The organism is Methanomethylovorans hollandica DSM 15978, assembly GCF_000328665.1.
GTDB lineage: Archaea > Halobacteriota > Methanosarcinia > Methanosarcinales > Methanosarcinaceae > Methanomethylovorans > Methanomethylovorans hollandica.
The window spans coordinates 1,358,729-1,376,095 of record NC_019977.1 but is presented as its reverse complement, the minus strand read 5'-3'; the positions used below and the strand labels follow the sequence as shown (position 1 = coordinate 1,376,095).

14 protein-coding genes and 1 pseudogene are annotated in these 17,367 nt (G+C 44.3%); 8 read left to right on the top strand and 7 right to left on the bottom strand.

Translation table 11 applies throughout. The annotated features are described in order from the left end of the window. The first annotated feature begins 266 nt into the window (after positions 1 to 266). From METHO_RS06600 to METHO_RS06580, 6 genes and pseudogenes are all read left to right on the top strand, one after another. Complete coding sequence (locus METHO_RS06600) at positions 267 to 500, top strand: FeoA family protein (RefSeq protein ID WP_015324758.1); 234 nt, start codon at positions 267 to 269, stop codon at positions 498 to 500. A 370-nt stretch (positions 501 to 870) separates the two neighbouring features. After that, positions 871 to 2,079, top strand: a complete 1,209-nt coding sequence (pncB, locus tag METHO_RS06595) for a nicotinate phosphoribosyltransferase (protein WP_015324757.1) — start codon at positions 871 to 873, stop codon at positions 2,077 to 2,079. A 190-nt stretch (positions 2,080 to 2,269) separates the two neighbouring features. Further along, complete coding sequence (locus METHO_RS06590) at positions 2,270 to 2,788, top strand: LabA-like NYN domain-containing protein (RefSeq protein ID WP_015324756.1); 519 nt, start codon at positions 2,270 to 2,272, stop codon at positions 2,786 to 2,788. Between the two features lie 555 nt (positions 2,789 to 3,343). After that, positions 3,344 to 4,270, top strand: coding sequence for a hypothetical protein (locus METHO_RS13115; protein ID WP_015324755.1), 927 nt, complete (start codon positions 3,344 to 3,346; stop codon positions 4,268 to 4,270). A 319-nt stretch (positions 4,271 to 4,589) separates the two neighbouring features. Then, a pseudogene (locus METHO_RS13295) lies at positions 4,590 to 4,859 on the top strand (type I restriction enzyme endonuclease domain-containing protein); the annotation flags it as partial. Between the two features lie 438 nt (positions 4,860 to 5,297). Further along, entirely contained in the window at positions 5,298 to 5,639 is a 342-nt protein-coding gene (locus METHO_RS06580; RefSeq protein WP_015324754.1) for a hypothetical protein, read from the top strand. 196 nt (positions 5,640 to 5,835) lie between these two features. Here the strand turns inward: METHO_RS06580 and METHO_RS06575 are convergent, their stop codons facing one another. Both METHO_RS06575 and METHO_RS06570 read right to left on the bottom strand, forming a co-directional pair. Continuing rightward, positions 5,836 to 6,174: a cation transporting ATPase C-terminal domain-containing protein gene (locus METHO_RS06575; protein WP_245546370.1), complete on the bottom strand. Its 339-nt coding sequence runs from the start codon at positions 6,172 to 6,174 to the stop codon at positions 5,836 to 5,838. A 203-nt stretch (positions 6,175 to 6,377) separates the two neighbouring features. After that, positions 6,378 to 7,226, bottom strand: a complete 849-nt coding sequence (locus METHO_RS06570) for a YihY/virulence factor BrkB family protein (protein ID WP_015324753.1) — start codon at positions 7,224 to 7,226, stop codon at positions 6,378 to 6,380. 243 nt (positions 7,227 to 7,469) lie between these two features. Here METHO_RS06570 and METHO_RS06565 point away from each other — a divergent pair, with 243 nt between their 5' ends. Beyond that, complete coding sequence (locus METHO_RS06565) at positions 7,470 to 7,649, top strand: CsbD family protein (protein WP_015324752.1); 180 nt, start codon at positions 7,470 to 7,472, stop codon at positions 7,647 to 7,649. A 473-nt stretch (positions 7,650 to 8,122) separates the two neighbouring features. Here the strand turns inward: METHO_RS06565 and METHO_RS06560 are convergent, their stop codons facing one another. Genes METHO_RS06560 through METHO_RS06540 form a run of 5 tightly spaced genes read right to left on the bottom strand, consistent with a single transcriptional unit; the run spans position 8,123 to position 16,962 of the window. Beyond that, positions 8,123 to 8,839, bottom strand: coding sequence for a M48 family metallopeptidase (locus tag METHO_RS06560; protein WP_015324751.1), 717 nt, complete (start codon positions 8,837 to 8,839; stop codon positions 8,123 to 8,125). Then, entirely contained in the window at positions 8,839 to 11,970 is a 3,132-nt protein-coding gene (locus tag METHO_RS06555; RefSeq protein WP_015324750.1) for a type I restriction endonuclease subunit R, read from the bottom strand. The genes METHO_RS06560 and METHO_RS06555 overlap by 1 nt, the downstream gene beginning before the upstream one ends. Further along, positions 11,967 to 13,322, bottom strand: coding sequence for an ATP-binding protein (locus METHO_RS06550; protein ID WP_015324749.1), 1,356 nt, complete (start codon positions 13,320 to 13,322; stop codon positions 11,967 to 11,969). Before METHO_RS06550 ends, METHO_RS06555 begins: the two co-directional genes overlap by 4 nt. After that, the gene (locus METHO_RS06545) at positions 13,319 to 14,569 is read right to left on the bottom strand and encodes a restriction endonuclease subunit S (protein WP_015324748.1); all 1,251 of its coding nucleotides are present in this window, start codon (positions 14,567 to 14,569) and stop codon (positions 13,319 to 13,321) included. The genes METHO_RS06550 and METHO_RS06545 overlap by 4 nt, the downstream gene beginning before the upstream one ends. Continuing rightward, entirely contained in the window at positions 14,566 to 16,962 is a 2,397-nt protein-coding gene (locus METHO_RS06540) for a type I restriction-modification system subunit M (RefSeq protein WP_015324747.1), read from the bottom strand. The genes METHO_RS06545 and METHO_RS06540 overlap by 4 nt, the downstream gene beginning before the upstream one ends. A 68-nt stretch (positions 16,963 to 17,030) precedes the next feature. On the opposite strand from METHO_RS06540, the gene METHO_RS14280 reads away from it, so the two are divergent. Then, positions 17,031 to 17,348, top strand: coding sequence for a type I restriction enzyme endonuclease domain-containing protein (locus METHO_RS14280; protein WP_048831083.1), 318 nt, complete (start codon positions 17,031 to 17,033; stop codon positions 17,346 to 17,348). Positions 17,349 to 17,367 lie beyond the last annotated feature (19 nt).

The window sequence follows — 17,367 nt, the reverse complement described above, 5'->3', positions numbered from 1 at the left end:
AAAACAAGAGATATGCCAACATCAACATCATTTAAATGCATTTCACAGGCAACCTGTTTTATAATAACTGGCCAGACTATTAGTCATACCTACATATTATAGTGCAGACAAGCTTATATACTAAAACTGCATAGATAGAAGTGTCTAATCATGTTAGTCATATCTAATATGCATGGACCAAAAAGCATTCTGATCCGAAGTTTCGGATACTGAATGGACCGCATTTGACAGAAAAACTAAAAACTATTGTCGCAGAGGTATGAATTATGACCCCACCTATCCCCCTTGCAATGGTTTCCGAAGGCACTGAAACCAAGGTTGCAGGGATCAATGCAAGCAGATCACTTGCAGACCGCCTGAAAGCTATGGGTTTTATTGAGGACTGCCCTATAAAAGTGACCAGGGATCATATGGGTTCCCTGATAGTCGAAATAAGCGGCTGTAAATATGCACTGGGTAAAGGTATGGCTTCAAAGATTCTTGTGAGACCAATCAATTGATCTGATCTTTACTTTTTTCTTTTTGTGATATATTTTAATATGTTTTTAAGTAACTTGTCATATCATTTCCCTTGTTGTGCATTGTTTATTGTGTGTTGTTTATTGTGCATTTCATTTGTTATGTCAAATCATCTTTAACGCAAAGTCGTAAGGGTGCAAAGACGTAAAAAGTTTTATTTGCTTCTTTGAGACTTAGCGTCTTTGCGCCTTAACATTCTAAAAAATTATCTTAAACTCTCGCTTAATTGCTTAATTATAACTGACAGTCTGTACAGGCATTCTCCATACTATATCTTCCGGCATATAATCGACAGGCACATAAGGTATAAAGTACAGGCATATATCCACAGAATATGCAGGAAGATCAGGTGTGATTCAATCTATACTGGACAATGATCTGTACAAGCTAAGTATGCAGATGGCCGTACTGGAACTTTTCCCTGAGGCACATGTGGAATATCGTTTCATAAACAGGGGTGGACAGCGCTTTAATGAAGATTTTGTAAAAGATATCAGGAATATCCTGGATAGTCACTTTCCTTATATCATGCTGACCGAAGAGGAGTACAGCTGGCTGGGGTCAGCCTGCCCGTTCTTCAAGCCCATGTACCTGGAATATCTGAAAAACTACCGTTTTGATCCATCTGAGGTAAGTGTGAAACTTACCAAGGATAATAATCTTGACATGAGGATAAAAGGTCCCTGGCATAGTGCCATTCTCTGGGAAGTGGCGCTTATGGCTACAGTGTCGGAGCTATATTTCAGCACAGTGGAAAAAAGCTGGAAAGAGCAGTCATTTTCCGATGGCGCAGGAGAAGAGGTCGTGCTCAAGCATTACATAGAGCAGATCCATTCAATCGGTAAAGAACTTGAACGACATGGCTGTCTGTTCACGGAGTTCGGGACCCGCAGGCGGCGGAGTTCCAGATTGCAGGACAAAGTAGTAGAGGTTTTATGCGGTCTGCCCTGCTTCACAGGGACAAGCAATGTGTATCTTGCACGAAAATATGGAATAAGTCCTGTGGGTACCATCGGACATGAATGGATCATGGGCAATTCTGCCCTGATGAGTCTGCGCAGAGCTAATTATTTTGCATTTGATAACTGGGTGAAGGTATATGGAGGCAACCTGGGCATAGCTCTTTCGGATACCTTCGGCACAGATGCTTTTTTTGCTGACTTCGACCTCAGGCTTACCAAGCTATATGATGGTGTGAGGCATGACAGTGGTGATCCTTTAGGTTTTACTGATAAGGTGATCGGGCATTACAGATCAATGGGAATAGACCCAATGAAAAAAGTAGTGGTTTTCAGTGATTCCCTGCATGCTGCAGATGTCATAAGGCTTAAAGAACACTGCGCAGGCAGGATAAACTGTAGTTTTGGTATTGGCACAAATCTTACTAATAATCAGGACTTTTTCCGGACAAGTCCTCCTCTTAATATAGTGATCAAAATGCATAGTATCAATGATATTCCTGTAGTCAAGCTAAGTGACTCGTGCGAGAAGGAAACAGGAGACAGGAATGCCCTCAGAGTGGCTAATTATATTTTCGGCAGAAAGGGACTTGATGATTGAAAATACTTGAATGTTATTTATCATCCAGTTTTTGTCAAAATATCTTTCTGGAAAGCCCGAAGATATGATCGTGCTTAAATAGGATAGAACATTATTGAAATTATCATATAGCTAACTTTCTACATCTAACAGCACAAAAATGCAATATTTTATCTAAACACTCTTAAATTTTAATAAACAGGTGAACTCAATGGGGTCAGAGGATCAGGATAATCAGGAACAGATATTCACAAACCAAAGACTGGCTGTGTTTGCAGATGTGCAGAATATGTTCTATTCGGCCAGAAATTATTACTATGCTAAATTAGATTTCGGAAAATTATTAAGTGCTGTGGTAAGAGAAAGACAACTTATCCGTGCAATAGCCTATGTTGTGGAAACAAAGGAAATAGACCAGTCTGGTTTTAAGTCGGTAATAGAATACATTGGATGGGAAGTAAAGTCCAAAAAATTGAAATCAAGACCTGACGGGTCAACTAAAGGTGATTGGGACATGGGTATAGCCATTGATGCGATCTCCATATCCACCAGAGTCGATACAATAGTACTGGTTACAGGTGATGGGGACTTCACGGCTCTTGTCAATCATCTCAAGGCTTCCGGGGTACGTGTGGAAGTACATTCTTTCCCTAAGAACACCGCCACAGAGCTCATTGAAGCTGCTACGGTCTATCATCCGATAGATGAACGGCTATTGCTCAAGAAGTAATATCCATACCAATTTTTCTTATATTTTTCACAAAATCAGAACAACAAATTCTTTTAACTATTAAATCAATGCACATGTTATAAATTGCTGGAAGAATTGGCATATCACCTTTCAGGTTCCGTGTCCGTGTTGGAAAGTTACCTTATCCAGTTTTCTCCTATTAACCTTTCAACTCCCATATTTTGGGTTGTTTATTCAGGAACGGGATGCAGACTATTTTCATAACCATACTCAATAGGCTGGAACCTCAATATTAGAGATACACAGAAAGCATACTAATATAAGGGAAGGGAATTAAATCAGACTGTCAAAAGTCAAATAACTAATATTTCAATTACTATCAAAATATCCCCAAATTGATCTGAGTTTATGAACCCCTTGGCTGAGCAAACTTTGGACATCGGCAGATAAATTACGGTCCAATCTGGTGGAGTGCATGGTGGCACTGCCGGGACAATTGTTCACTAAAACTCAAATCCCTGCAGTTATCAGAGCAGTTCACTAAGTCTAAGAAATTGGAAGAGAAGATAAAGGAAAATCTGAAGAGGATAGGATATGAACTCTAATAACACTGACCATTTGGATGCTGGCGTATCGTTGAGCGTTTTTCTCAAGCCGGATACACCGGAAGTTAAACAGATCAGAAGTCTTCAGGACAAAGAGACGGAATATAGCGAGTATTTAGGAACCATTGAGGGAGGTATAGCGCTTTATTATTACGAGCAGGACAATAAGATCACTGACAAGGAAATTATCTCGGTTCTAAGGAACATAAAAATGAACCTTGATAAGGATGTCAGTTATTTCTCGCATCCTTTTGAAGTGTTGATGCTTGGGCCTCTGGCAGATGCTCTTGAAAAAAAACCGATCACCTTTCATGAATTCAAGCTGGTCATTGACTATGTTCTGTGGTCTATCGACAACAGATCATGGATGGGGGATAAACAGGCCTATTTAAAATGGATCTGTTATTTTTTGGGGGTCTACACAGCCAAAGAAGAAGAGCAATATGAAGAGCGTATAGAAAAGCTTGGCAAAAAAATGCACCTTTCCGAGGAAGATGTGGACCAACTTCTGATGAAGAGTGAAAAAGCGTTCACTGACGATGAAATGGAAAAGACACGTATCGAAAGTGAGTTTTTTGCAATGGACGATGATGAGAAGTTCGGTTTCCTGGCAGAGCACAGCCCGGAGCATTTCGATCTGTTCTCAGTTTATCTTATGCAACTGCAAGATCGGAAAGAATTTGAACTAATGAAGAGCCTGGCAAAAAGGGTCAGCAAAAAATTCGGTGATGATCCGGAACTATACCTGCATGTTGCCATCTTCTTCAGTGCGGTGGATCTCAACATAGCTAAAAGTTATCTTGCAAAAGCACTTTCCCGAGTAGGAACACTTCAAGGTGCACAGGCACAGGAAAAAAGACATCTGGAGATCAAAATTAAAAAATTTATTAAAGACTGTGACAGGAACAACAAGTAAGGACTAACAATTAAATAGACCAGCTTTGAAGAAGTAGTGGACAAAAACCAGGGTATTAATCAGGGTAAAAAACACTGAATAAATGCAGATGTGAATTTAAAACCCGATGGTCAGAAAAGTGATCAGAACTAAGCTACACAAGGAAAATAAAGAAGGTAGGCTGAGTATATTGGTAATAAGTGCATCTAAGGTAAATCAACGCAAAGCCGCAAGGACGCAAAGAATGTTGTATTGCTCCCTTTAAGTTTTCTTGTGCAGAAGCACCTGCTTTTTCTTCGCATGATTCAATAGTCCAACAGCCTGCTGGACATTCTACGATGCGCTGGCAGATAATGAAAGTGCTGTTCGTGAACTGGGTGACGACACTCTTAAGAAGATCGCACAGGAACTAGCGGACAAGCTGAGAAAAAGCACAACAGTGGACTGGCAGAAGCGGGATAGTGTCCGTGCAAAACTACGCAATCTGGTACGTATAACCCTGCGTCGGTATAAGTATCCGCCTGACAAACAGGAAGAAGCTATCCAATTAGTATTGCAGCAGGCAGAGCGGTTATCTGATGACTGGAGCAAAGTCCTTGACACTTGCTGAAAAACTTCCTTTGATCAAATAGACCGCGCATGAAAAATTAGAATCATGTCAATATCAGACCACTTCTTCTTAATATCAATAACAATGTCAACTTTAAAGCTATATCATTCATGGAACAGAGCCAGAAGGCAAGGCACAGGAAAAGGCAGGTCAGATCAAGAAGGTTCTGGGGAAGTAAAAGAGCGGCGTGTTATGCGTCCGCAACCATAAAGTTAAGTTAATAGTAAATATGATCTCTAATTTCTTTGCTTCACATACCCCAGTAGCTTTATATCACAACTGCACCTATCCTTATATAAGTCTGGAAGTACAAAGTGAAATTGTGGGGTATTTCTGGATTTCTCCTGTGTGGATATTCTTACGTTTATTATGGAGTGGTTTAAATACTACCTAAATATTAAACGTTAGAGTTTTTAATGTATTAATGGGGGTTTATATATGGAAAAAATGACAAAAGTAGGTCTTCTTGGAGCAGCTGCGCTGATAGGTGCAGGCTTAGCAGCTTTGTCTGAAGAGAGAATAAGAGAGTTCGTTAACGAAAAAGTTGAAGCCGGTGCTCTGAGCATGGAAGAGGGTAAAGCTATGGCAGAAGACCTGGTTAGCGAAATCAATAAAGAGAGACTTAACCTGGAGAAGAACGTTGTTGAAAAGATCCATGCTACAGTCCTTAAAACTGATAAGGAGCTCGCAGATCTTGAGGACAAGATCAATGAACTCAAGATAAAGGAACTTGAAGATGCGCTTGAAAAGATGAAGAGCCAGCAGAAAACTGCAAAATAAGATCTGACCAATACAATCAACTTATTGGAATGTTGCGTGTTTTTGACCAGCAACATGTTACTTTTTTACTTTTTTATTAATATAATTGGGTTGCCTGTTCATTTACGAAGCCCGTTTCAAAACTTCTCTCACACCCTTTTCCAACACTTACCTATATTCTCGCTACAGGAAATGCTTTGACCATATCCCGATAAGTTTAGTCGTTCTTGCTTAAGAAACGGGCAAGCGGTCGCTTCACAAGCTCGGAGATAATGAGGTAGAGGATCGCGAGCGACACAATGAGTATGAGATGTGCTGGTGTGGGTTTTGTAAACTCAAAAAAGGCACTGGTCCACGGGATTATCGGTAACGCAAGCGTAATCAAAAATGCTGCCGCCGATAGAAATACAATGAGAGGAGCCGGCCAGCCGGCCTTTTCAATTGGCAACAACGACCGAATGGATAACATAAGGAGGAGTTCAGTGATCACACTGGCGATGAACCAGTTAGTTTGCAGCATCTCCTCGGAGATGCGATAGAAGAGTCCGAAATAGATAAAATCAAAGACGGTACTGACAAGACCAATGTTATAAATATGATATAGAGCGCGCGGAAATCATACCGCTGCGGTCGGGCCACTTCTTGTGTTGACACATGGTCAAAAGCGATTGCCATCATCGGAAAATCTGACTTTCAATAAGTCCTAACCTTCTGGTTAATGGGATATTCCTCTTTGATCATATGGTAACAGAGAACAACTTAAAGCTTTTTGGAACCTGCTGAGTCTTGTGAATAAACTTTAGTGAACTCAGCTCCAAGGGTTACTACAATGGAACTATAATATATCCATAGTAGCAGACCAATTATGGATCCAATGACACCATAGACCGAAGTAATGTCGCTATGTGTCACGTAGAATCCCACAGCATATTTTCCGATGGTGATCAGGACAGCAGTTATCACAGAACCTGCTACCAGGCATTTCAGATCCATATCAATGTCTGGCAATATAATATGTACAAAAATGAAAAGGATCACAAGGACCACAAAGGCCACAACCGGTCCCACATACTGAAGAACACCAAATAATGGCAGATATGTGTGTAAGGTCCTTGAACCTGCGAACATCAGGGCTTCTATTAAAGTAATGAGCACGATCAATCCACCAAAAACAATTACCGTTATGGTTGAAAGCAAACCATCTTTCAGAAAATTCCGGGCAAATTTTCCTTGTGAAAGCGGAACATTCCATATCCTGTAGAGGAAGTTCTTAAATTGCCTGAACACATTGCCTGCACCCCACATCAGAAGAAGAAGGCCTGCCAATGCACTTAAAGAAAGAGAGTCTGTAGCGGGCATATTTGCAATAAAAGCCTTCAATGATTCAATAAGACTAGAATCAAGAATTCCTTCCATATACTCTATAATATTATCCTGAACTTGCCCGGAGGAAAAAAATATACCTCCCAAGGATACGAAGAAGAGGAGAATGGCCGGTAAGCTCAACAGCAAGTAAAAAGACAGGGCTGCACTATCAATTATGGAGTTATTCTCTCTCCAATTCTTTAGTGCAGTGACTGCAAGTTCCTTGATCTTTCTAGTCTCCATCCATCTCATGTATGTTTTTATGCAGTATATGCTTTGCTAAAGTTGATACTCAATCAATAAATGAAATAGTTAGGCGCGGGTCTTAAGGAGAAGTAGTGCATTATAGTAATAGTAGGGTTAAGTAGGGGTATCATAGCAGTAATGCCGACAATTCTTATCATTTTTCGGTTCGTATCTCTTGAAAAGATGCCATAGCTGTGATAATTCTCCAAGATTCTAACGCAACTTAGAAAGGGGAGTAACATGAAAACAAGCACAACGGATAAAGTGGAAGGAAACATTCACAAAGTAAAGGGAGAGATCAAGGAGACCGTGGGGCAAATCACAAATGATCCCCACCTGGAAGCCGAAGGTACGATTGAAAAGGCAGAAGGCAAGGCACAAGACGCGGTAGGTCAGATCAAGAAGGTTCTGGGGAAGTAAAAGAGCGGCGTGTTATACGCCTGAGCATCCAGGTTGTTAATTCGGTAGATCTTTCCTGGGGAACACACTGATCGAACAATTGATCACACTGGACCTGCAGAACTGATATTTTGGGAACAGGACTACCTATTTTAAACCGTTGGCTCATTTTTGATTATATCCATAGAATTCTTTTTTTAACACCTGAAGAATTTGCCATTAGTATAACTTTGTATAATGTCAATTCTATCTGAAGTTTGTTAAATAGTATAGAGCTCATAATGAGTACTATAATCAGAATCGATAGCATCAAAGACATTAAATAGTCAATTGGGAATGATTACAGTGCCTAATGAGACCATCAGGCAAACGCAGAACAAATGCATAAATGCGTCAGCCATCAAAAACACCCTGGCGGGCTTCTCTCCTCTCTTTAGATAACTAGTTACCATAGTTGTCTTTTTAGTGACCATTCTCAACTTCACTATTTTGTATCAATAAATCCAATTCTCATGGCTGACAGGCAACCTGTTCAATTTGTCCCGGTAGAACTGCCATTTAGGCATGAACTGGTCCATCAGTACTACGAACCTGGCGTTGTGTGTCGGTTCTAACAAATGTGCCATTTCATGCACAACGATGTATTCAAGACAATCCTTCGGTTTCTTTGCAAGGTCAGTGTTAAGCCGGATGCTAAATGCACGATGGTTACAGCTTCCCCATTTTGTTTTCATTTTGCGCACAAAGAAAAGTTCTACCTTCACACCCATCATTGTTTCCCATTTTGCAATTAGTGGAGGCACTGCTTTTTTGAGCTGCTCACGATACCATGCATCAATAATAGCCTGCTTCTTTGCTTCATCAGTTCCAGGACGTACCTGTAGGATCATCTTGCTGTGTTTCAATTTAACTGCAGGTGCTCCATCTACCTCGATCACCTTGAGCAGATAACGTTTCCCCCATACGTAATGGCTTTCAAGGTCCAGATACTCACGGGGAGTTTCACGCTCCTGCTCCTGAAGCTTTCTTTGCTGCTGCTTGATCCAGCCCAGCTTGGAAATAGTAAAGACACGAATTGTATCGATATCCATTCTCAGTGGCGCAGAAATCCTAACCTTCCCGGCAGGGGGATACACGCTCAGATGAACGTTTTTGATGTCCTTCAGCACCACGTCTACAGTAATATCACCAAGTTCGATCTGAGTGACCATCAGTATTCCTTCTGTGCCTTGATTATAAGGAAGATACGTTCCACCTCAGCTACGTCTTTCAGGATACCGAACAGAGCCTGCTTGATAACCCGTTCGCGAGGTTCCACACCCCGCCAGTCATCAGCACGCACTTGTCTTACTGTTTCATCGATCTTCACTGCCAGGTTCAGTACTGGATCGCTGGCAACTACGTATTCACCACCTGGTTCTGCTATTGCCTCTGGAATATTTACGTGGTTTTGCAGGTTGTTGTAAAGGGCACGCAGTGCAGGACTTGTCTTCAGTGCTTCAAGAGTATCGTCTGCATGGCCAGCTTCCACCTGCTTTACCAGGTCTGCTATACGTTTCAGGTATTCTTCATACTCTATGGCTTTTGCCTTTCTGGCAGCTATTATTTCATCCAGCAGAGTTGACATCTTCTCATAATAAGCGGGATCGTTCAGATGCTCTTTGATGATCTTGCTACGGACATTGTTCTCGATAGTCTCTGCTATAGCAGTCGTGTTCCCTTTCAGGTTGCCAAGATGAGCTGCAATGGCCTTATCGATCCCAGTCTTTACTATCAGATCCAGCAGAGGCATATCATCAAACGGAGAGATCTTTCTGGGTTCTGATGCTTCTATATACGTGTCGATAAGATGGCGCATGTCGGCTTCATAGGCTTTCAGATCAAGGGATTCACCGCTGGCCCTGCGAATTATTTCCCGGATATTCCGATAATGTTCCAGTTGCTGTTTAACACGGGCTATTGCCGAAGTGCTGTAGCCTGCAGCTTCCATTTCGTCGCAAATATTGGCATAAGCACGAAATAGCGAAGCAGTGGCCTTGTAGAGTGCAGCACGCTGAGTTTCACGTTCCTGAAGGTCCGTCGGAATCTCCGTATTGCCACAGAAGTAGTGAATATATTCCAATTCTCCCTTTGGCGGTTCTACAGGTTCGCATAGCAGATCCAGAGCCTCCAATGCATCATCAAGACGTTGCTTACCTTTTTTCAGGCGGTCCTGCATGAGCACCTGCGGGTCGGCTCCGCCGGAACTTGTGTCCAGTTCAGAGGAATAGACCTGCAGGGCTCCTGTGCCTTTATCATTGACCAGGTTCTTGAAGAGGTCTTTATAGTCTACAATATAGCCGAAATCCTTGTCCTCACCGTCCAGCCGGTTAGTGCGACAGATCGCCTGGAACAGACCGTGGTCCTGCATGGATTTGTCGATGTAAAGATAAGTACAGGGAGGCGCATCAAAGCCTGTGAGCAGCTTGTCCACCACTATGAGCAGCTGCATGTTAGCTGGCTGTTTGACGAACAGTGTCTTGGCATGTTCTTCGTAGGTCTCGGTCTTTGTCATGCCCGGATTGGATTCGATATCCCTGAGCAGTTCAGTGTATGTGTGATAGATGAACTCTTTATCTGTTTCGGTGTTGGCGCCGGTGTCCTCTTTGGTCACGTCCCTGGACTGCGGATTGTAGGATGTCACTACAGCGCATTTGCCTTTTAATGGCGTATTCAGAAAAAGGGTGAAATACTTGCAGGCTTCGTAGATACTGGATGCTACCAGGATGGCATTACCGCGATCACTGGACAGGCGGGGCTTTACGCTAAAATCAAAGATTATGTCGTTTACTACTTTATCCATACGGGAGCGGGAACTGAGCACCATCTGCATGGTACCCCAGTGTTTCTTGAGTTCGTCTTTCTGCCAGTCATTGAGACCTCTGGTCTTGGCCTCGAACCATGCATCGATCTTTGCTTCGGAACCAAGACGCTGGTCGATATCACGGGCTTCATAGACCAGGTCAAGCACCACTTTATCCTCTACGGCCTCGCTGAACTTGTAGACGTGAATGTAACCCCCGAACACTTCCAGACTGGTCTGTTTGTCTTTCTTGAGCAGGGGAGTACCGGTAAAACCGATGAATACTGCATTTGGCATAATTGCCTTCATGGCTGTATTCAGTTTACCGCTCTGGGTACGGTGGCATTCGTCCACGAATACAAAGACCTCACCTACGGTCTTGCTGGGCTGTGCTTTCAGGTCTCTGATGAACGCATCAAAATCATCCACATTTTTGGGGCCGAACTTGTGTACCAGAGAGCAGAGCAGGCGGGGTTGGGCCTGACTGAGCAAACTCAGGAGTTCCCGGCCGCTGGTGGTGCGTACAATATCTTCTCCGGCTTCGGTGAATACTCCTTTTATCTGTTTATCAAGCTCATCACGGTCTGTTATTATAGCCACACGGGCATTGGGATTGTGCTCCAGTATCCATTTGGCCAGCAGTACCATGACAATACTCTTACCGCTGCCCTGGGTGTGCCAGATGATGCCGCTTTTGTGTTGCAGGACATGTTTTTGTGCTGCCTTGACACCGAAATACTGGTGCACTCTTGGAAGTTTTTTGATACCGCCATCAAAGAGCACGAAATCGTGCATGAGCTCGATGAGTCTTGCTTTGTTGCACATCTTGAGCAGGTATTTATCGAGCTTGAAGCGGCTGTCGTCCTCTTCCTCCTCTTTCCACGTGAGGAAATACTTCTCCGGAGTGCCGATGGTGCCGTATCTCAGGCCTTCGGAATCATTGCCTGCAAAGATTAACTGCACGGTACTGAAGAACCATGCATTGAACTCAGGCTGCTGGTTAGAAAGATTTTGACGGATACCGTCACCGATACTGATGCGGCTGTTCTTAAGTTCCAGCACACCTATGGCGATACCGTTCACATAGAGCACAATGTCAGGTCTGCGCTCACGATTACCCCTGAGGGTGACTTCCTCGGCTATGGCAAAGTCGTTCTTCTGCGGTTCCTGCCAGTTAATGAGGTGCACACTCTCTGTGACCTTGCCTGCCTCGGTCTTTACAGGCACACCATAGCGCAGCAAGCTATAGACGGCCTGATTATTGCTGTAAAGATTACGGCTGTGGTTGTTGGCTTCAGTCCGCAGTTTGTGTAGAGCTATGCTGGTCTGCTTGGGAGTGTAGCCTTTTTCTATCAGGTAGGCCTTCAGTAGTTCTTCCTCGATGTTGCTGTTACCGTCGCGGTCGATCCAGTTGCCGAGGTAACGATAACCAAGCTCATAGCGGAATAAAGAGATGATGCGGTCTTGTGTGGCACGTTCAGGCTGACCAATGTTGCTCATTTCAAAACCTCCCAACTTCCACCTCTGGCCGGACCAACATGTCGGAGCACCCCATCCAGCTTCATTTTATTCAGGTGATATTTAATACCACCACGGGTCAGGCCCAGGGCCTCTGCCAGTTCTTGTTGAGAGATCTCAGGTTTCGCAAGGATCAAGGATACCAGTTTGTCCTGGGTAGTAATTGGGGTAGTAATCGGGGTAGCAATTGGGGTAGTACTACCCTGATCCAAAATGTCTGCACGCATATGGGCCGGATTGGCCTGGAACGTCAGCATCAGACCTGCCATACCAAAATCATATTCTGGTGGCTGTATGTCGTGCTCTCTGCATTCACGGTTGATCTTCTCGATACCGCGGCCCCATGCCTCTATATAACCTACCCGGAAGAAAGCATTGGCAAGCAGTGGATTGAAAGGTCTGGATGGATGCTTGCCCAGTAGCCTTTCCATTGTCCAGTTTTCGGGGAGGTTGCCGGGATTCCAGAGAACTATTTTGTTGTTATATACACTGATCTGAATAGGGATACCGCTGCTGTAGTCCTTGTGCACGACTGCATTGAGCAGTGCTTCACGCAGTGCAGCGTAGGGGAAGAGGAAGGTTTCCACACGTTGCAGGCCCTGATAACTGATGTAGGCTTTCAGATATTTGGTGTGCAGAAGCTCCAGTGTTTTTTCGACCTGATCGAAGAGATTGCCATGTACCTCATCCTGATACTGAAGGTCGTCATCTGTCACAAAGAAGCCGATCTTGATCCAGGACCCGCTGACAAATTGTTCCGGGCGGTCAGAAAATAGCAGGCATGCAGCACGTTTCAAGCCGTGCTTCTCCACGAGTTCCAGATTCTCGAGTATAACCTCTGTGCTGTCATGCAACACGGCCCGGCCCATACGACCACTTTTCATGGCCTTTTCCTTGAACAGTCTAATGGCCTCGGTGCTGCAAGATCGTGCGGTGAACGATGGTTCCAGCACTCCATCCCAGTGCCTTCCGCGTTTCTTCAGCAGGAATTGCTCCAGTGCAGCGCCTTTGAGTTCCTGTTTGGTGCTGCCGCTGCGGTAGTGGTACTCACCTTTGTAGCTGACGGGACTGGGATATGATTCAACCCTGATTTCGATCAATTCCTTGCCGTTTTCTTCGACCACGCGAACGTCCACCATGATCCCCAGCACGTCTCGGACTTTGTTGGGAAGGTCTTCAAGCAGTTTGCGTGCATTGCTTACACCCACAGTCACGCCCCGGTCATTGCGCCCGATAACCAGCAGACCGCCGTCAGCATTTGCAAACCCGCATATCCATTTCAGATATTCGTCTCTCCAGTTCTCCTTCCATTCAACATGCTGGTTCTCTTTCATACCAATCGTATCCTCCCTGTAAGCAGTTCCTGCATCATACCCTGCTTGATCTGGCGGGTCTTGGAAAGTTTTTCTTCTAATGCGGTGATCTCTGCATCCATATCGGAGAGGATGGTGGCGATGGCAGTTTGTTCGGTTATGTTGGATGGGAGAGCAATGGCATATTTAGATATTTGTGGGGCAGTGAGTTGAGGTACACCCGTGCTTTCAAGAGCGAAATCTACGAAATTGTTAATATATTCAGTAATAAATCGAAGATCATACTGCTGCTGTGATGACAAAACGAGCAAACGTCCTATTGCACTAAACTTCATGCTTCGGTAGAATGCATGTCCAACGTCACCTCTAGCTGTAACTGTGATTTTATCTGGTTCATACTGGTAAGATTTAGAATATCCGTAAAGCCCCTTATCAGCAATTGAATTTGAGTATATAGGGAATTTGTGCATATCACTATCAATTGGCGAAAAGTCATCTCTTACTAAGTCACGACCAGCAACAATTTCACAGAATGATCCAAGAGTTTTAACTACCCAATCCTCTGGAATCATCCCTATCTCTGTATGCTTGTAACCTTTTTTTACTTCAAACCCCGGCAGCCTCCTCTTCCCAGTCAGCAACTCCTGCATAGCACCTTGCTTGATCTGGCGTTTCTTGGCGATGAGCTGCTCCAGGGATTCTATGAGGGCATCCGTATCGGAGAGTGCGGTGGCGATGGCTTCTTGTTCGGCGAGGGTGGGAGGGAAAAAAATAAGAATTGATGAAAGAGTTTCTCTCGTTATTCCTAATATTGAAGTTCCTTGATTCTGATTTTTTAAAAAAGATTGGTTCATATCAAGGAATCTAAAGAGATATTCAGTACTCAGATTATCGTTTTTGGTGCATATACCAGTAAAATCTTGGCTTATTGCTATATCGCAAGATGCAATTGCCAACTTACCTACGCCGGTCCTTGAAACGAGTAAGAGATTGCCCTTGTTTACGATGTTTGTGGAACTATTCTTAACAGCATCCGTAGTAATCAACCGCCTTATTTCTGAAACTTGTTGATTAAGAATATCTGCACCTGTTATCCAAGGAATATCTCCTTTCCAATAATCTTCATGTTTAGTAGAGGGTGTACCGCCATGTATAAACTTGGTAACAACATTGCCTAATGTTACAATTTCCCAATCCTCCGGTATCACCCCCACCTCAGTCTGCTTATATCCCGGTGGTATGCTCTCAGCAACTGATTCTGTACTCATAGCCTAAACCCCATCCTCTCCAAGTGCCCATTCACTTTTGCTTCCAGTTGAGCCACACGTTCTGTCATCAGAGGCATGGGGGTTTCATAGCGCTCTGCGAGTTCCTTCACACGCTGGGTGAGGGATTGGCTGATACGGTCCATTTCGCCATGGATGGCAGTATCCAGTGCAGTGAGCCATTTGTCGTCCACTACCAGCGTCTTGATGTCGTCCTCGGTAAGCTGTGGGTAGTGAGCATAAGCTTTGGCATCAAGTGCATTTTCGGCATCCTTGAGGTGTTTCTTCAGGTCAGCTTCCTCATTGGCAAGTTGCAGCCAGTCATTAAGTACAGCAGCTTCTTCCTGAGCTTCCCTGTCGCCTTTGATCTCCTTCAGGCGAGCTGTTACATTAGCTTTGTTCACCTTATCAAGTTCTGAAAAAGCACCTTCTTCACCGCTGTTTTCTTCTTCCAGTTCTGTGCTGCGGGCTGTGACACTTTCCAGCTCAGCCGTAAGCTTATCCACAATCTCCTGCTCTTTGGCGAAGAAACGGGCTACGATGAAGGACTTTGGCACAAGGTCACAGGTCCAGCCCTTGTCCTTCTCCTTGCCTTTCTTATCCTTCTCGATGATACGATAGGTCTTAGCTTTCCAGCCTTCATCTGCAATAAGGTAACAGTCATCCTGCATCGTTGTCTCCCAGTAATCCATCAGATGCTGATACACATCGTATTGGCTGATGAGTGGTTTATCTGCGTAATGAGCAAGCAGGTCTTCGGATAACTTGGCTATAACTTCCTTCGGATGGCTGTCCGCCTGCAATTCTCGCAGCATAGCCGAAGCTTGCTCCTGCCACACAGCAAAATGCGCATTCATGCCAGAGATAAAAGCAGAGAACTCAGGATGCTCGTAGATAGTGGATTTAATAGCAGCTTTATCCACTGCAAGGGCCAGATAATTGGGTCTATTCGCTTTGAACAGGGTTTGCCGAAGCTCTGGACAGACATCCCAGTAACGCTGTAATGCATCCACATCAGCAGTGGGAATACCACCATGCAGATGGCCTTCGATATCCTGCAGGTCCTCAGCCTGCTGGCTGTCAATATAGCGCGGAAGATTAAGGTTGAACTCGTTCTTCCCGATCTCCTCAAAGCTCACCATCCGCGAGTATTTCGGGATGTCTGTCTGCTTTGTGAAAACATCCACGATCTTATGGATATCCCGGGCACGCAGCCGGTTCTTGGGACCATCTTTCATAAAATCCGCACTGGCATCGATCATAAAGATACCCTTGCGGTTATGGGCTTCCTCTTTATCGATAACAATGATGCATGCAGGGATGCCGGTACCGTAGAACAGGTTGGCTGGCAGGCCAATGATACCCTTGATGTATCCTTTGCGTATCAGATTACGGCGAATGTCTGCCTCTGCATTGCCACGAAACAGCACGCCATGGGGCAGAATACAAGCACCTTTGCCTGTACTCTTGAGTGAGCGGACAATATGCAGCAGATAAGCATAATCTCCCTGCTTGGCAGGCGGAATGCCAAAGGGCTTGAAACGTTCATAAGTATCGTGTAGAGGGTCCAGACCAGTACTCCAGCGCTTATCGCTGAAAGGAGGATTGGCGACCACATAATCGAAGGTCTTGAGTATACCGTCCTCAACGAACTTGGGGTCTGCAAGGGTATTACCCTGCCATATAAGAGCTTCAGGATTGTTATGCAGGATCATGTTCATGCGAGCAAGACCCGATGTAGCAGCGTCCTTCTCCTGACCGTAGAGAGTTATCTTGGTCCTCGCCTCATCTGCAACCTTCAAAAGCAGAGAGCCTGAACCGCATGTAGGATCATAGGCCGTGGTGGAACTTGTGGTATCAGCCTGACGTATTCCAAGTATCTGTGCAATGATCCGGCTTACCTCGGCAGGAGTATAGAACTGGCCCTTGCTCTTACCGCTTTCCGTTGCGAAGTGCCTCATAAGGTACTCGTAAGCGTCACCCAAGATATCATCGCCTTCAGCGCGGTTCTTTGAGAAATCAAGGGCCGGGTTCTCGAAGATGGCGATGAGGTTGGTCAGCCTGTCCACCTGCTCCTTACCGCTGCCAAGTTTAGTAGCATCGTGGAAGTCTGGCATATCAGACAGTTTGTTGGCACTGACTAATGGAGCAATTATCTTCTTGTTGATCTGGTCGCCGATATCCGGCTTACCCTTAAGTGCAACCATATCCGCAAAGCTTGCACCTTCCGGAATAGTGATGGGTGCATAGGGAACACCTGCGTATTTGTCACTTACGTACTTGATGAACAATAGCACCAGCACATAGTCTTTGTACTGGCTGGCATCCATACCTCCACGCAGTTCATCACAGCTGGACCAGAGAGAAGAATAAAGTTCTGATTTTTTCAAGGCCATTATCTATACCACCGATAGAAGCTACGTTTAGATGAAGATGTGAGATGCATATTGTTTTCCTTTAAGGTTTGGTATTTTCATCTGTAATCACATATAGTAGCTACCAAAATATTACAGTCAAAAGTAATAAACGTGTCCCACTTTTCTATGATGCACTGGAAAAGAATGATAGTGCTGTTAAAGTGTTAGGTGATGAGACCATGCGGACAATGGCACAGGAGCTGGTAAACACTGTGCTTTCCAATGTTACTATTGACTGTACCGTTCGTGAGAATGTCCTTTCACAGATGTGTGTGCTTGTGAAGAGGATATTACCTAAGTATGGATATCCTCCGGACAAGCAGGGGAAGGCTACTCAGACCGTGAGGCAAATAAGTATCCCTTAAGACTATAATGGTACTTTTC